Here is a 14,789-nt window from a genome sequence, read left to right as displayed (position 1 = left end):
GGATGGGCATCAGGGGGCGAGCAGATCATACCGCTTTCGAGGCATCCGGCCGTATCCAAAGCACGCTGCCGACACAAAAAAGCACCCCGCTGGCGATGCCAGCGGGGTGCTTGAATCAGTTCGAGGGGAACCGGGCGGAAATTACTTCCCCGCCGCGTCGTCCGTCTTCTTGCCGACGACTTCCGGCTCGATCGCAGCGGAAGCCGGGGCAGCTTCTTCCTGCTGCGGCATGACGCAGTGAACGATGACCGAGTCGGCCGCGTTCTTCACCTTCAGCGAAGCCGGCAGATCAGTGAGATCGCGGACGTGGATGGACTGACCCACTTCGAGCGTGGCCAGCCGAACCGCGATTTCGTCCGGCACTTCGATGGCGAGGCACTCGCAGTGCAGAGAGTGCAGCGGCTGCTCGAGGATGCCGCCGGTCAGCGTGCCGGGAGCAGTGCCCTTCAGGTGAATCGGAACATCGACGAGGATGCGCTGTTCCGCGTCGATCCGCAGGAAATCGATGTGGATCAGGTGCTTGCTGAAGGTGTCCCACTGGACGTCGCGAACCAGTGCCTTCTCCGTGGCGCCGTCGATCTCGAGATCAACGACCTTGTGGCCGCTCAGGATCAGCGGACGGGCGGTGTCAGCCGAGACGGAGATTTTCACCGGCTCCTGACCGTGGCCATAGACGTTGGCCGGAACGATCCCCTGCAGCCGCAACCGGTTGCAGTGAGCGGAGCCTGACTTTTCACGCTTCTGGGCGGAAACCTTCGTGGCGGTCGACATGACAAAACACGCTTCGATGATTCGCAGATTGAACCGGCAGCCTGATGGCTGCCGGGCATGCCGGACGAAGAAACACCCTCTTCGCCACTCGGCATCAGAGACCTGGGCACTCTCGCCGAGGTCGAAACCGCAAGAAATATCACAGAGCCCGGGAAATGGCAACGCACGGCCACTGCGGAACGGCCTGCCGACCGGAATCGCCACTGGAAACGATGTGGTTTTGTGGCTTTAACTGTCTGTGGAGACAGATGTTGCAGTGAGCTGTGTTGGGCGATTGTGGGGCGTCCTCGTTCGTGAGATTTGACGGAACCTGTCGCGACGGGAGACGATAGTGGGCCCTGATCCGCACCTTGAGAAGGATTGTTATGCTTCGTCGCGACTTTCTCGCTGCATCCGCCCTGGCCGCATGGGCTCCGCTGGCTTTCGCGGACGAGCCGTCCCCGCCCCGGATCAAGGTCGGCCAGATCGGGACGGGCCACGGACACGCCTCGGGCAAGTTTTCCACGATGCGCAAGCTGTCCGACCAGTTCGAGGTCGTTGGCATCGTCGAGCCGGACAGGGAACGCCGGGCCCGGGCCGAACGCGAAAAGGCCTATGTGGGAGTGCGCTGGCTTGAGGAAGCGGAACTTCTCGCCACGCCTGGACTCAAGGCGGTTGCCATTGAAACGGAGGTCCGCAACCTCGTCCCCACGGCCCGGCGGTGCGTCGACGCGGGACTGCATGTTCACCTCGATAAGCCGGCTGGCGAATCCCTAGCCCAGTTCAGGGCGCTTCTCGATGCGGCCCGGATGAAGAAGGTCGTCGTCCAGATGGGCTACATGTTCCGCTACAACCCCGCCTTCCGGTTTCTCTATCAGGCGGTTCGCGAAGGCTGGCTTGGGCAGGTGTTCGAAGTTCACGCTGTGATGAGCAAGCAGATCGGGCCTGCGGAGCGCAGAGGGCTCGCCGAATATCCTGGCGGATCGATGTTCGAACTCGGATGCCATCTCATCGACTCGCTGACAACCGTGATGGGCCGGCCGGACCGCATTGCTCCATTTAGCCGCACCACGCATCCTGAACGCGACTCGCTGGCCGACAATCAGCTGGCCGTTTTCGAGTATCCGGGGGCGACGGCCACGATCCGCAGTTCGATGCTCGAGCCCTTTGGCGGCGAGCGGCGACACTTCACTGTCTGTGGTGAAGAGGGGACGATTGCCATCGCGCCGCTCGAACCCCCTGCCTTGCGTCTTGCGCTGTTGACGCCACGGGACGGATACAAGCGGGGCTGGCAGGACGTGACGTTGCCGAAGCCTGGCGGTCGCTACGACGAAGAGTTCCGCGCTCTGGCGAAGATCATCGGGGGGGAGCTGGCCCCGGAATGGACCCCCGAGCACGACCTGCTGGTACAGGAATCGGTCCTCAGAGCAAGCGGCGTCCCAGCCGCGTGAGACGCGCAAGATAGCCACCCGGCGAATCCCATTCGCCGGGTGGCCTGGTCGCAGCAGTCAGCGCCCACCCGAATTGACTGCCGCGAGAAAACACTCTGCCGAACGCGAGCGAATGCGTCCGGACGCTGCCACATCGAACCGGTCCCTGTCGGCGGTTGCCCGGCTGAGGCGGTGAATACAGATCGCACAGATCCACACCAGCAAAGCCACAGAAAGGCCAACGGCCAGATACCCCTGGGCGACAGACTGATTGGCCTTGGCCACTTCGTTGATCGCCAGCACCGTACTCTGCGTCAGACCATCAATCGGATATCCACACATCGAGAGAACTAACAGCATGGCAGCACCCCTTCGGGGCGCCTGAGCAGCCGGGTCCGCGGCATGAGTTCGATTCATCCTCGGAACGGCTGTCGCAGCCGCGTCGCGTCTGCAGCGCCCGTCGTCAACGCTTTCGGGCGATGCGCACGGCGCGCGAGGGCCCTTTCAAATGGCCGGACGACCATCGTCCGGCCGCCGACGGGGTGAGCTGTCGGGCTGGAGCTTGAAAGTGCTCTGACCTGTCTAATGAGGCCTTCGCCCCGAGAAGCGGCTGGCCGCTTCCAACGTGGGTCCCCCGCTCCCGGACAGTCCGCCCGGGATTAGGCTGCACACAAGAAGACGACGGAGTCTGAGATTCGGTTCATTGAAAATCTCAGGCGTCTCCGGGAATGATCGCAACCTGTTGTCCGATCGAGATTCACGTCCAATGAAATTCCCTCGCTAAACGACGACCAGCAGGAACGACGCGACGGTGCAGACCCGGTACGCAAACAGTACGGAACGACCGATGAATCTCAGGACTGGCCGGTCGGGCCGGGGACGGAGCGGCGCCGCAGCGCGATGCAGGTCATCGGCCGCGTCGATGTCCGTTCCAGAACTGCGCGTCGGGAAGCTCCAGTCCAACTTCACCGTGACATCGGGCAGGTTGTCGATCTGCAGCGAGACTGACGTCGGCGTGATCTCGATTCCCTCCAGACGCACCCGCCAGTTCAGGACCTTGTGAACGGTGACCTGCGGGGCTGGATCGAACGACAACACCACGGATCCGGGCTTCTGCGAGACGGTCCATTTCAGGTTGGCCGGCACGGAGACCGTGGCCGCGCTGCCGAGCTTCAGCGACACCCCGGCCACGAGCGGCAGGGCGTCGGCGACTCGGAGCGTCGGGCCGAACCAGGCGCTGACCGCTGGGGGGCTGACGACTGGTGGAACTTTTTTGACCGCCGCGGCCAGGTGCTCGGGGAGGGAGCCTCCCTCCTGTCGGTAGACCTCGCGTCCGTTTCGAAAGAACACCCAGGCCGGCAGCGAACGGGGCATCACAAAGGAGAGACCGTCCGGAGCTTGCCGCGTCACGTCGACAATCTCGACCTTGTACCCCATCGATGTCAGCCAGGGGATCGCTTTGTCCTTCGCCGGCTTGCACCAGGTGCACCAGTCGGCCGTGACCAGCACCACCCTCACCTGATCCCGAGATGCTTCGGCTGCCGGCGCCTCTGTCGCGGCCTCTGAGAGAGCGATCCCGAGTCTCTCGCCGAGCGTTCCGATGGCCTGCTCAATCGTTGTGCCCGTCGACTCGCGTCGCGGCACCGCTTCTGGATCGGCGAGCACGCGCTCCAGGACTTCGTCAGGAATCGGCGGCGCATCGAGGATCGGATCGCGCTCAAAGATGCGACTGCGCTGATCGCCGTCGCATCCCATGCACGCCGCCAGGCAGAGTCCAATGCAGACGAACAGTTTCATGATGCTTCCTTCCAAGAGTCGAACGCTCTATCCCCGCAACGGCGCGGAGTGATTCCGTCACGTCGCGAACCAGGACCGCCGCCGATTGATCTCTCGTGGCTTCGTCGAGGCCCCATCCAGATCCGACAGACCGACGAACAGTGTGCCTGGCTGCCGGGACAGCCAGTCGATCAGAGAAGGGGACCACTCGGTCCATCCCCCGCGGCCCCACGACGTGGTCCAGCTGTTGGGACCTTCGACGTAGTAGCGCGCCCCCTGCATCCGGCCCGTGAGCCACAACAGGGGATAGGCGTGATAGCCCGCTGGAGCCCCATTGGGCGTCGGAAGCAGTTCACTGACGCCGCTGTACCAGTTGGAGTACCACGGAACCGCGGCGACGATTCCCCCCTGCCCCGTTTGCAGCCACTGCGCGACGCCCGCATATCCGCCGCGCAGCACCTCCCAGCTCGACAATCGGCACTCGGCCGCATTCTCGAGACAGAGCCTCAGCGCCTCGGCCCCGCCGGCCGGCGTGCGATGGTAGGAGCCGGTGAACTTCCAGAGGCGGTCTTCGCAAAGCCCCTTTGAACTCAGGGCCCGGCAAAGGCCGTCGATCTGTACGCCGCTGTCCGTATCGATACCACATTCCTCCTGCCCCCAGATGTAGGCGGCCCAGCGCGAACGCTGGTCGAGCTGGCCGCATTCCAGCCAGCGGTTGAACTCGACGATCGTCGAGCCAGCGTGTCCTCCACAGGAATTGGTGCGCCCCTGCCCCTCGACGACGATCCGCGACTTGATCGCCTCGCGGATCTTCTCATCGAGCGGCCGGTCGCATGACGCCGAGTAAAGCTGCGTCCAGTCCCTCGGCCTTGAAGTGGCCACGAGGTGGGACACGTCTTCCAGATCCGGGCGATAGCCGTGTTTGAGAGTGCTCATCGGCCAGTCACCTCCGCGGCAAGCGAAGGATCGGCAGCGACGGCCCAGGCCTCGAGTCCGGCGGCCGACGCGGCGGGCGTCCATCCGTCACGCAGTTGGCGATCGCGCGATTCGGCGAGCGTGCCGAAGGCCTCCGAGCGTGCCGCCGCCCAGCGCGGTTCGCACCACGCGTTCTCTTCCTCTTCGCTTGAGATCAGCCCGGCCCGCTCCCGCTTCGCCGCTTCCAGGCAGACGCGTGCGAATAACTGCCGCTGCAGCACGAATGTCCGCGTCACGGCATCGAGATCGGCGGCCGGAACGTTGTCCGGCGTCGTCTGATCGGGCTCGCCGTCGAACGATCCCACGAGGGCGACCAGGCTGATCAGTCCGACGGTCAGCACTGTCAGGACAAGAATGACCGACCCGATGGTCCAGCCGGCGGATTTTCGCGGTCGCTTCCGTCGTGACGCCGCAGCGCTGGCGGCGGGGGGAGGCGAGTTGTCAGTGATCCACTTGCGGATCGCGTTGACCAGCACGCTGAGCCCCATCGACACGAACGGCGACCAGATGCCGAAATCGAGCGACGTGGCCACCTCCGACAGGAACGTTGCGACTGCACCGACGAGCGCAATCATCAAACCCGTCCCCAGTTTCCTGAGATCCGCGCCGTTGAGCGCAAACCGTCTGGAATTCGACATTTCCCCCATCCTGCCCATGAGCCCCTCCGTCCCTGTGGTTCGTTGATACGGTTCGTTCGTATTACGTTCAGGGTTGCGCGCTTCTGGGCAGCGCTGGCGGAACAACTGTTACCAGTGGAACGCCGCGACCGCCGGGCCCCCGCACGAGTGGCAAGATCTGCGCGTTGGCGAAACTTCGCAGGCGCGCCCACGACCCGGGGAAATCGATCACCGTTTTGGCGGTCGTCCTCCCGATGAAATGGGGCGTCCCGATCGTGGGCCGGCCGAAGCAGGCCGGGTTGATGTGACGGACGCCATCAAGCACGTATGACAGATCAGGACGTTCCGGACGGACGTTAACAGTCGCCCCGAGCCGCCAACGGAGCAGCGGGTTTCAGGGGGCCATTCATCGCTGGGAGTTGTTCCGTTGTTTCAATCACATCTGGCGGTCCGGCACCTCATCCGCGAGCTGGAGATCAAGGGCCGACCCGCTCGCCGACTGAATGTGCCGGAGTGGCTTAAAGAACTCCTGTGCGAAGCGGCCGACGACTTCAATCCCACCAGCGACACCGCGCGGGCCGGTTACGAATGCCGGCTCACGGAGCAGGGGTGGGAGGCGTCGCTCTTCCTGGGGGCGAGTGAAATCGTCGGCGGGGCGCTGGACGGAAAAGTGCAGCCCACGGGTTTCGAACTCAACCTGCTGGGGCTGATGCGGCGGTTTGACCGTGTGGACTCGATGGACTGGACCTCCAGGCCGGGTGCGGATGACGCGGCGCCCGATGCCTCACGCATCACGCTGGAAGGTGTCGCCTGCGGCGAACCGCTCAAGCTGCACGTGCTGGCGAATCCGACGGACGGCGTTGCCGCAGGCCTGCGCCGGCACAACGACGGCCGGGTGGAACTCACGTAGAGAATCCCGTCGGAAGCGACTGAACTGAACCGGGCCGGGGATCTTTGGGATCCCCGGCCCGGTTTGCATTTCCGTCGACGGTTTTCCTTCCGCGGTGCGGGGAGGTCCGGCCGCATTCCTGAATGCGGGGTCAGCGCCTGTCGGTCGCCTGTTCCATCATTCGCGTTTCCAGCCAATGCTCGATGCGAGTTGCGGTCGGGAACTGCGCGATCATGAGCAGGAGCAGCACGGCGGTGACGCCGAGCACCCAGAGCTGGTGCTCGGTCTGAAAGGCGACCAGCGAGAAGAACGCGGCGCCTTCGAGGATGGCGCAGGCCACAATCGTGCGGGTGAAAAGGGTGCCCATCAACATTTCGGGTCCGGCCCCGACGCCCTGTTTGGCCAGGGACGTCCGCTCGATTGCGGCCGGGACCACTACATGCAACACGGCCGCCAGCGCGCCAAAGGCGACCGCGACATAACTGAGGGTTTGGCCTCGCGGAGGTTTCTGGAATTCTCCCGAAACTGCAAGGAATCCTGCGAATGTGACGACGCCGGTGATCAATGCGGCGACGACGATCTGTATGGTGCGCGTCTGCATGCGGAGTTGGGCCGACGTTGCACCGGAATCGCCGTTGGCGGGCTGGATCATGATTCCCGTCCTGCAAGGAGCCACAGGCCTGTGATCAGCACGAGGGTGATGATTCCGATGATTAGCACCTGGACTCGTCTCACATACAGGTTGGCGAGAAACACCTGCACTCCCCACGGTGGATCGTGAAAGGTGTGCAGGTTGTTGAAGTACGACTCGATGGCTGCGTCGATCTCTTCCTCGGTGACGTGGCTGCCGGTGATCTCGGTCGACGCTTTCAGCCGCTCACGAAGCAGGGCCCGCGCTTCCTCGCGGTTGAACTGCTCACGCGCGATCTCCCGTTCCTGGCGCAGCGTGCGCGCTACGTCCATGATGCGCAGCATTTCTGCAAGCGGAAGATTCGTCGGGGTGGTGTCCACAATACGATCCAAACGTTGCAGGCCGCCTCGGGGGTCAAAGAGTTTATGCTTCGGGAAAGACGCTCCCGCAAGCCACAGCCCCGCCCGCGCGCGGGCGACTGCCGCCCTGCCCTCTGCGGAACGGGGCCGGAAGACTAGCGCGTTCCGGTCCAGCCAAGACTAGAATCGTCCCTGTGAATCCTCGAGTTTCGTCCTGAACTGCGACTTCGGGCCCCCTCGTCCGTCCTCCTGATGACCGTCCGCCGACTTTTCTGGCAAGGCGCTGATTCCCCCTGGTGGATGGCATTTCTGATCGTATGTGTCCTCGCGGCGTGCGGGCTCATCGTCCTGCTGCATTCCTACGAGCGCAAGCTGATCTCGCGGAAGCTCGGTGTTACCCTGCTTTCGCTGCGGCTCGCGGCCGTCGCCTGCCTGTTCCTCGTCCTCCTCGAACCGGTGATGGCGTGGATGACCTCTGCTGAACGATCGGGCCGGGTGGTGGTCGCGGTCGACGGTTCGGTCAGCATGGACACGATCGACCTGCAGTCGACGAAGGCGGAAAAGCTTGCCTGGGCCCGGGCCATCGGCCTGATCGGAAACTCGGACAGCGATCAGCGCCTCGAGAGATGGATCGCCGCCTACGACAAGGGAGAGTCTCCGGAGTGGGCGACTTCCGACGAAGAGCCCGACGCCGAAAAGCGACGCCTCCTCTCCGAGGCCCGCCGGCAGAACGTCGAGGGCCTGCTCAAGGAACTGGACGGCTTCACCCGCAAAGACCTGGTGCAGCGACTTCTCGGGCCCGGGCGCGAAGGGCTGTTGCGTCAGCTCGAAGGCAATGTCGCCGTCGATCTCGTCGTCTTCGGCGGCAACACGATTGATGCTGATCCAGCGACTCTCGGCAACACGCTGAAGCAGCCGCCGAGGCTTCTCAAGCCCGAAGAGACGGACCTTGTGCAGGCGATCACTTCGGCCGCGGCCCATTCGGGCCGAGGCAAGCTGGAGGGGATCGTCGTGCTGACCGACGGACGCAACAGCACGGAGCAGAGGGCTCAGCAGGAGACTACCAGTGCTCCCGCGATCTCAACCCCCGTCTATCCTGTTCTGATTGGATCAGGGCACAAACCGAAGGACCTTGCCGTGGCGGTCCTCGATTCCCCTCCGTCGGCGTTTCTCAACGACAAACCGGTCGTTCGTGCGACGTTGCGCACGGCTGGATTTGCAGACACGGATGTCGTCGTGGAGCTGACCCGACTCGACAAGCCCGATATGGAGCCCCAGCGCAAGACGCTTCGGCCGACGGGGCCGACGACCGATGTCGAGTTCACGCTCGATGCCGACGAAGTCGGTCGTCGGCGCTACAAGCTGGCGGCGGTCGTGCAGCCTGGCGAGACGCGGGACGACAATAACGAGCGGCAGTTCAGCATGCAGATCGTCGACGACCAGGCGAGTATCCTGATCCTCGATGGCGAGCCGCGGTGGGAGTTCCGTTATCTGGAGTCGGCACTGCACCGCGACGAACGAGTCAAGGTGGAGGCTGTCGTCTTCCGCCAGCCCTACATGGGTCTGCTGCCCGAGCCATTCTTCCCGAGGGCCCTGACACTCCCCGAGGACGTCCGGCCGGCTGCCGAGTCGCCATTCGCCAGATTCGACCTGGTGATCGTGGGAGACGTTCCGCCGCAGCAGGTGACGGACGAGGTGTGGCGCTGGCTCGACCGGTATGTCCGGGAGGAAGGCGGGACGTTGATTCTCGCCGCCGGCCAGCGAGATTTTCCGCTGAAGCATCGTTCCGAAATCGTGCAGTCGCTGCTGCCGGTCGTCGATCTCGAACCGTACACCGTCGATCCCGCGAGCGGCATCGCCGCTCCCCGCGATCGCGGCTTCCGCTGGCATGTTTCTCCCGATGGAGAGGCCTTCGACGTTCTGCGGCTGGCGCAGACGGACGAGGAAAACCGCGACGTGTGGGAGAACCTGCCGGGGCATTCCTGGGGGCTCGTCGGCATGGCCAAGCCGGGGGCGACGGTGTGGGCTTCCGCCATGCCTCCCCGCGGACAGCCGGGACCGAACTGGGATCGCGAGCACGCCTTGTTCGCCCAGCAGTATGTCGGGGCAGGCCAGGTGGTGTGGCTGGGCGTCGACAGCACCTGGCGCTGGAGATATGGCGTCGGTGACGCGTACCACCATCGATTCTGGGGTCAGCTCGCGCGCTGGGCCGCGGATTTCAAATCGGCGGCTGGCAACGAATTTGTTCGCTTCGGTGTCGACCGGCCGAGCATCAATCCCGACGAGGAAACGGTGGTCCGGGCCCGCTGGGACGCGAAGTTCCTGCGAAAGCATCCGGAACTGAAGGCTCGTGCCCGTGTCATGCGGATCAATGGCGACGCTGAAGAAGAAGCGGCCGTGATTGAACTCAAGCCGACCGATGGACGCGCGATCGTCTTCGAAGGCCGGGTGTCGCGGCTGAAAGCGGGCGAGTACCGGGTCCGCCTCGAAGCGGACGGGGTTCCGCTGGGGGACATTCCAATCCAGGCCGAGCTGCTGGTTACCGAGCGCCTGACGCCCGAACTGGCCGACGTCAGCGCCAACAGGGAATGGCTGGCGGAAGTCGCCCGTGCGAGCAACGGGAGATTGTTCGAAGCGGGCGATGTCCGTGAGCTGCCGAAGCTCTTTGACCGCTCGACGGAGTCGGTGAGCGAGCACCAGCAGCTGACAGTCTGGAACCACTGGGGCGTGCTGGCGATTCTGCTCGCGTTGCTCTCGACGGAGTGGATTCTCCGGAAGCTGAACGGCCTTCCCTGAGGCGGCCGCCTTTCGTCAATGCGTCTGCAGGATCGCCTTCAGAGTCGCGATATCGATTGGCTTGGTGATGTGCATGTCGAAGCCTGCCGCCATGCTGGCCTGGCGGTCGTCCTCCTGGCCGTAGCCGGTCAGCGCGACGAGGATCGGTTGCCTCACCAGTGACGTGTTTCGGATCCGCCGCGCCAACTCGTGCCCGGAGACGTCCGGCATTGCGATGTCCGAGATGACGATGTCAGGGCGGAACTCGTCCAGGCACTGCAGCGCCTGGGTCGCGGATTGCTCGACGCGGACATCCTGTTCCAGCTTGGAGAGCAGCTTGCCCAGGAGGTACGAGGCCGACTGGTTGTCGTCGATGATGAGGACCCGGCGGCGGGAAGTGGCCTTCCCCTCAGCGCTCGGGCCGGACCGCAGCTGACCTCCAGCCGCGTCCATCGCGGGTAGACTCACGACGAAGCGGCTGCCGGACCCATGCCCTTCGCTCTGCGCCGAGACTTCGCCGCCATGCATCTCGACCAGCGTGCGGACGAGCGTCAGGCCGATGCCGAGGCCGCTCTGCGACCGAGTCGTCGAGCTGTCGACCTGCGTGAAGAGGTCGAACACATGAGACAGCATCGCTTTGGGAATGCCGATTCCATTGTCCGCAACGGTGATCACCACCCGGGAGTTCTCCGTCACGACGGTCAGATCGATCTGGCCGGCCGCAGGAGTGTACTTGGCTGCGTTGATCAGCAGGTTGCCGACCACCTGAGTCAGCCGCACCTTGTCGCCTTCGATGAACACCGGCTCCGGGGGATACCAGACGTTCAGGGTGTGTCCGGAAGAATCGATCAGTGGACGGCTGACATCCAGGGCCGCGTCGATCGCTTCTCGGAGGTCGACCCGATCGCGTCGGAGCTCGAGTCGGCCGGTGGTGATCCGGGAAACGTCCAGCAGGTCGTCGATCAGCCGTTTGAGCTGGGTCGTCTGCCGCGCCATGACCTCAGCCATCTCACGGATGTGAGGCGAGATCGAGCTCTCGGCCGCGATCAGGTCCGCGGCAATCATCAGCGGCGAGAGTGGATTGCGCAGCTCATGCGCGAGCATGGCGAGGAACTGGTCCTTGCGATGGTCGGCCTCGCGCAGCGTGTCCTGGAGGATTTTCTGGTCGTGAATGTCTGTGGCCGTTCCGAACCATCGCCGGACGCGGCCTGCCTCGTCGCGGATCGGAAGCGCCCGTCCGAGATGCCAGCGATAGCGGCCCGTCGTCGATTCACGAAAGCGATATTCGACCTGAAGCGGGGCTTCGGTGCGAACGGCCGTGTCCCAGGCGGCCTGCGCCCGCGCGCGATCGTCAGGATGGACCACGCCCAGCCGGAGTTCACGGGAGGCGACGGCGTCGGGCTCGCCAGTGAACTCGTACCAGCGGCGGTTGAAGTACTCGACGCTTCCATCAGGCCGGGCCATCCAGACGATCTGAGGCATCGAATCCGCCAGTTCGCGGAACGCCTTTTCGCTTTCGAACAGCGCCTGTTCAATCGCCTTTCGCTCGGTGATGTCGATGTTGATGCCGACCAAACGGACCCGCTCGCCGTGCGGCCCGTTGATCACGGTCCCCTTGGCCGCCAGCCAGCGGACCGAATCGTCGACTCCAACGACTCGAAACTCCTGGTAGAAGTGGAGTGAGCCCGAGTTCCGCGCTTCTTCAAACTTCTGCTGGATTCGCTCACGATCCTCTTCGGCGATTCGCGGCCAGAGGTCGTCCATGGACGCGGGGCCGGATTCGTCGAGACCGAAAAACTGCTTCTGCCCGGCCGACAGCGTGATCTGGCCGGTCTGAAAGTCGAGATCCCAGGTGCCGACGTTCGCCAATTCCTGGGCCAGCTGCAGATAGAACTTCTCGGGGGCTGCCAGCGTGAAGACGCGGGAATGGTCCTGGTCCTGGACGACGACGGCGTCGACTTCTCCGGCACGGATCGCGTGCACCGTCGACTCCGCGACCTCGAGCCGCTCGGTCGTTTCGGCAAGCTTCAGCCTGAGCGATGCCACCTCGGCGCGCAGTCGAGCCGTCTCATTATTGGAAGCGGCCCCGGCAACGTCCTGCGACGGCATGTCATCAATTCTCAGCTTTGACGCGCACGGAGCTGCAGGCCGACCAGCGTCCGTTCGGTGTTCGACAGGTCGCCGATGATGCGTTTCACCGGATTCGGCAGTTTTCTCACAAGCGTCGGGATCGCCACGATCTGGTCACCGCTGGCCAACTGCGGATTCTGCAGCAGGTCAATGACCTCCACTTTATACTTGCCTGGCAGGTGCTCGTCACAGATCCGGCGCAGGTTTTCGATCGCGGCGACCGACTTCTCGGTCTGCCCGGCGATGTACAGCCGAAGATCCCAGACGTCTGGATCCAGCTCGATGGTTTCACCAGCTTGATCGTCAATGGCAGTCATGATTTGCGTTCCTTTCCGCTCGACTTCCTGACGCGTGCGGCGGGCTTCGCGTCTGCCTGGCGGCTGGCCGACATCCTTTTCCGGTCGTCCGCCAGTCCCTGAACACGGGCCACTTCGTTTGCGGCCAGCACCTGGTCATCTTCCGAGGTGTGCTGCAGTTCCAGCTGCAGGGCGGCGATCTGGGCTTCAATCGCCAGCTTTTTCCGCTGCCGCGCTCGAGCCAGTCGCTCGGCTTCTTCCCGATCCACTGCCGCCTTGGCCTTCTCTCGCGCTTCCTGGGCCAGCCTCATCGATCCCGTCAATACTCCCTCCTGCCCCACGTACACGTCGAGAAGGTCGATCCCGTGGCTGGTCAGGAGAAATTCACGAATCTGGTTGGAATGCGCCATGCCGCGGGATTTCAGCACATACAGGCCGCGGTTCCGCTCTCCTGCCAGCTCGATATCGCGCAAAAGGATCCAAGTGTCGACGATCGATGATAGACCGAGATCGGTTCCTTCCATCACGTCGTCGCCGGAAGTCAGGTTCGAGCAGATCGCCGTGATCTCGCTTGCTTTCAGAAAATCAATCAACCTGACCAGCATGGCGGCCGCTTCGCCCCGCGTGCCCGCGCCGATGAGGCCGCTGATTGGGTCGACGACGACCATTGCCGGCTGGTGCGTCCGCACGAGCTTGTGCATCGTGGCGAGGTGCATTTCCAACCCGTGCAGGCCCGGACGCGTGGCGTGGAACTTGAGCAAGCCGTTGTCGACCCACTTCTTCAGGTTCAGGCCGATCGACGCCATGTTCCGGCAGACCTGCTGCTCGGATTCCTCCAGGGCGAAATAGAGCACCCGCTCGCCGCGCTCGCAGGAAGCGACCGCCGCGGAGGCCAGGAGGCTCGACTTGCCCGTGCCGGCGGTTCCCGAAATCAGGACGCTCGAGCCGCGAAAGAAGCCCTTGCCGCCGAGCATCTCGTCCAGACGCGGGATGCCGGAAGAAATCCGTTCCTCCGAAGCCAGACCTCCCATGCCGAGCGACGACAGCGGCACGACCGAGATTCCTTCTTCATCGATCAGGAATGGGTACTCGTTCGTGCCGTGGCTGGTACCGCGGTACTTCACGATCCGCAGACGCCGCGTCGACACCTGATCATTCACCCGGTGATCGAGGAGAATGACGCAGTCGGAGACGTATTCTTCGAGCCCCTGCCGCGTGAGCTGGCCGTCCCCGCGCTCGCCGGTGATGACAGCTGTGACCCCCTTTTCCTTCAGCCAGCCGAACAGCCGCCGCAGTTCCGAACGCAACACCGACTGATTGCTGAAGCCGGAGAAGAGTGCCTCGAGAGTGTCCAGCACGACGCGTTTGGCGCCGATCGCGTCGATCGCCAGCCCGAGCCGGATGAACAGCCCGTCCAGGTTGTATTCCCCCGCTTCATCGATCTCGCTCCGTTCAACTTTGACGAAGTCGACCATGACCTTCCGGGCTGCGACGAGGTCATCGAGATCGAAGCCGAGCGAGCGGATGTTCTTCGTGAGGTCGTCGCCGGTTTCCTCGAACGTCATGCAGACGCCCGGCTCTCCGAACTGCGTCGCGCCGCGGACGAGGAACTCCATCGCGAAGAGTGTCTTGCCGCAGCCGGCGCTGCCGCAGACGAGCGTGGTACGCCCCTGCGGAACGCCACCACCGGTGATTTCATCCAGTCCGGCGATACCCGTGGGAGACTTCGCAAGCCCCTTTGAGTGGGGCGCATGCCCATTGATCGAACCGGAAGCAGAAACTGCCTGCGACATTCAAACGACCTCAGCGATGAAACCTGCGGATGCCCGAAAACATTCACAGATGACAGCGGTCGCGAGGCAATTCGATGGCTCGAACCGGTTGCGTCCGTTCCAGGAACGCGGGGGGAATGGTGGCAATTCACAGCGGAGCCGAGGGAATTGTGATCGTGGCTGACGCCAGCGCACTCTCTCGGCTTGGAAGGTCGGTGAGGCAGCACTGCTTCGACCGCATTCCGGACGCCACCTTAACTCGCCGCCACGGAGGCGTCAAAGAGTCTCCTCCCGGAATTTTCTGGTCCGGGCGCGCCAACTGCACTGTCGCGACCCACCCGAAAACCAGAACGATTTCTCCTTCACAGGACCACGCCCATGCTCGCAGA

At 63.8% G+C, this 14,789-nt stretch carries 13 protein-coding genes and 1 riboswitch; of the genes, 3 read left to right on the top strand and 10 right to left on the bottom strand.

The genetic code is table 11. The features are described from left to right. Nucleotides 1-141: 141 nt before the first annotated feature. On the bottom strand, nt 142-771 hold the full coding sequence (locus tag Pan44_RS08070) for a 50S ribosomal protein L25 (RefSeq protein ID WP_145028985.1): 630 nt from the start codon (nt 769-771) through the stop codon (nt 142-144). 365 nt (nt 772-1,136) lie between these two features. On the opposite strand from Pan44_RS08070, the gene Pan44_RS08065 reads away from it, so the two are divergent. Next, on the top strand, nt 1,137-2,201 hold the full coding sequence (locus Pan44_RS08065) for a Gfo/Idh/MocA family protein (RefSeq protein ID WP_145028983.1): 1,065 nt from the start codon (nt 1,137-1,139) through the stop codon (nt 2,199-2,201). A gap of 57 nt (nt 2,202-2,258) precedes the next feature. On the opposite strand, the gene Pan44_RS08060 is transcribed toward Pan44_RS08065, so the two are convergent. From Pan44_RS08060 to Pan44_RS08045, 4 genes are all read right to left on the bottom strand, one after another. Beyond that, nucleotides 2,259-2,540 carry a hypothetical protein gene (locus Pan44_RS08060; RefSeq protein WP_145028980.1) on the bottom strand — a complete coding sequence of 94 codons (282 nt, stop codon included), beginning with the start codon at nt 2,538-2,540 and terminating at the stop codon, nt 2,259-2,261. A 156-nt stretch (nt 2,541-2,696) separates the two neighbouring features. Continuing rightward, nucleotides 2,697-2,856, bottom strand: a riboswitch (cyclic di-AMP (ydaO/yuaA leader). A gap of 104 nt (nt 2,857-2,960) precedes the next feature. After that, complete coding sequence (locus Pan44_RS08055) at nt 2,961-3,977, bottom strand: thioredoxin domain-containing protein (RefSeq protein WP_145028978.1); 1,017 nt, start codon at nt 3,975-3,977, stop codon at nt 2,961-2,963. 57 nt (nt 3,978-4,034) lie between these two features. Then, nucleotides 4,035-4,892, bottom strand: a complete 858-nt coding sequence (locus tag Pan44_RS08050) for a hypothetical protein (protein WP_145028977.1) — start codon at nt 4,890-4,892, stop codon at nt 4,035-4,037. Next, entirely contained in the window at nt 4,889-5,569 is a 681-nt protein-coding gene (locus tag Pan44_RS08045; protein WP_145028975.1) for a hypothetical protein, read from the bottom strand. Before Pan44_RS08045 ends, Pan44_RS08050 begins: the two co-directional genes overlap by 4 nt. Before the next feature lie 406 nt (nt 5,570-5,975). Between Pan44_RS08045 and Pan44_RS08040 the strand changes: the two genes are divergently transcribed. Then, complete coding sequence (locus Pan44_RS08040) at nt 5,976-6,458, top strand: hypothetical protein (protein WP_145028973.1); 483 nt, start codon at nt 5,976-5,978, stop codon at nt 6,456-6,458. A 130-nt stretch (nt 6,459-6,588) separates the two neighbouring features. On the opposite strand, the gene Pan44_RS08035 is transcribed toward Pan44_RS08040, so the two are convergent. Together Pan44_RS08035 and Pan44_RS08030 are read right to left on the bottom strand one after the other, a co-directional pair. Then, nucleotides 6,589-7,089 (bottom strand): hypothetical protein, encoded by a 501-nt coding sequence (locus Pan44_RS08035; RefSeq protein WP_145028971.1) that lies wholly within the window; start codon nt 7,087-7,089, stop codon nt 6,589-6,591. Beyond that, nucleotides 7,086-7,448: a DUF6384 family protein gene (locus Pan44_RS08030; protein WP_261342598.1), complete on the bottom strand. Its 363-nt coding sequence runs from the start codon at nt 7,446-7,448 to the stop codon at nt 7,086-7,088. The genes Pan44_RS08035 and Pan44_RS08030 overlap by 4 nt, the downstream gene beginning before the upstream one ends. Before the next feature lie 279 nt (nt 7,449-7,727). Between Pan44_RS08030 and Pan44_RS08025 the strand changes: the two genes are divergently transcribed. Continuing rightward, a complete protein-coding gene (locus Pan44_RS08025; RefSeq protein WP_145028967.1) occupies nt 7,728-10,223 on the top strand; it encodes a hypothetical protein in 2,496 nt (831 codons plus the stop codon). Nucleotides 10,224-10,238: 15 nt separating this feature from the next. On the opposite strand, the gene Pan44_RS08020 is transcribed toward Pan44_RS08025, so the two are convergent. The 3 genes from Pan44_RS08020 to kaiC are packed head-to-tail and all read right to left on the bottom strand — an operon-like array spanning nt 10,239 to nt 14,421. Next, the gene (locus Pan44_RS08020) at nt 10,239-12,311 is read right to left on the bottom strand and encodes a PAS domain-containing hybrid sensor histidine kinase/response regulator (protein ID WP_145028965.1); all 2,073 of its coding nucleotides are present in this window, start codon (nt 12,309-12,311) and stop codon (nt 10,239-10,241) included. A gap of 11 nt (nt 12,312-12,322) precedes the next feature. Next, complete coding sequence (locus Pan44_RS08015) at nt 12,323-12,649, bottom strand: circadian clock KaiB family protein (protein ID WP_145028963.1); 327 nt, start codon at nt 12,647-12,649, stop codon at nt 12,323-12,325. Next, on the bottom strand, nt 12,646-14,421 hold the full coding sequence (kaiC, locus tag Pan44_RS08010) for a circadian clock protein KaiC (protein WP_145028961.1): 1,776 nt from the start codon (nt 14,419-14,421) through the stop codon (nt 12,646-12,648). The genes Pan44_RS08015 and kaiC overlap by 4 nt, the downstream gene beginning before the upstream one ends. Nucleotides 14,422-14,789 lie beyond the last annotated feature (368 nt).

Origin of the sequence: Caulifigura coniformis (assembly GCF_007745175.1) — a bacterium.
In the GTDB taxonomy this organism is placed as follows: Bacteria; Planctomycetota; Planctomycetia; order Planctomycetales; family Planctomycetaceae; genus Caulifigura; species Caulifigura coniformis.
This window is presented reverse-complemented; position numbering and strand designations above follow the sequence as displayed.

Bases quoted from the DNA above. Each gene is read 5' to 3' on its own strand.
- Pan44_RS08060 (WP_145028980.1), bottom strand. From the start codon at position 2,540: ATGCTGTTAGTTCTCTCGATGTGTGGATATCCGATTGATGGTCTGACG.
- Pan44_RS08070 (WP_145028985.1), bottom strand. From the start codon at position 771: ATGTCGACCGCCACGAAGGTTTCCGCCCAGAAGCGTGAAAAGTCAGGC.
- kaiC (WP_145028961.1), bottom strand. From the start codon at position 14,421: ATGTCGCAGGCAGTTTCTGCTTCCGGTTCGATCAATGGGCATGCGCCC.
- Pan44_RS08015 (WP_145028963.1), bottom strand. From the start codon at position 12,649: ATGACTGCCATTGACGATCAAGCTGGTGAAACCATCGAGCTGGATCCA.
- Pan44_RS08050 (WP_145028977.1), bottom strand. From the start codon at position 4,892: ATGAGCACTCTCAAACACGGCTATCGCCCGGATCTGGAAGACGTGTCC.
- Pan44_RS08065 (WP_145028983.1), top strand. From the start codon at position 1,137: ATGCTTCGTCGCGACTTTCTCGCTGCATCCGCCCTGGCCGCATGGGCT.
- Pan44_RS08025 (WP_145028967.1), top strand. From the start codon at position 7,728: ATGGCATTTCTGATCGTATGTGTCCTCGCGGCGTGCGGGCTCATCGTC.
- Pan44_RS08035 (WP_145028971.1), bottom strand. From the start codon at position 7,089: ATGATCCAGCCCGCCAACGGCGATTCCGGTGCAACGTCGGCCCAACTC.
- Pan44_RS08045 (WP_145028975.1), bottom strand. From the start codon at position 5,569: ATGTCGAATTCCAGACGGTTTGCGCTCAACGGCGCGGATCTCAGGAAA.
- Pan44_RS08020 (WP_145028965.1), bottom strand. From the start codon at position 12,311: ATGCCGTCGCAGGACGTTGCCGGGGCCGCTTCCAATAATGAGACGGCT.
- Pan44_RS08055 (WP_145028978.1), bottom strand. From the start codon at position 3,977: ATGAAACTGTTCGTCTGCATTGGACTCTGCCTGGCGGCGTGCATGGGA.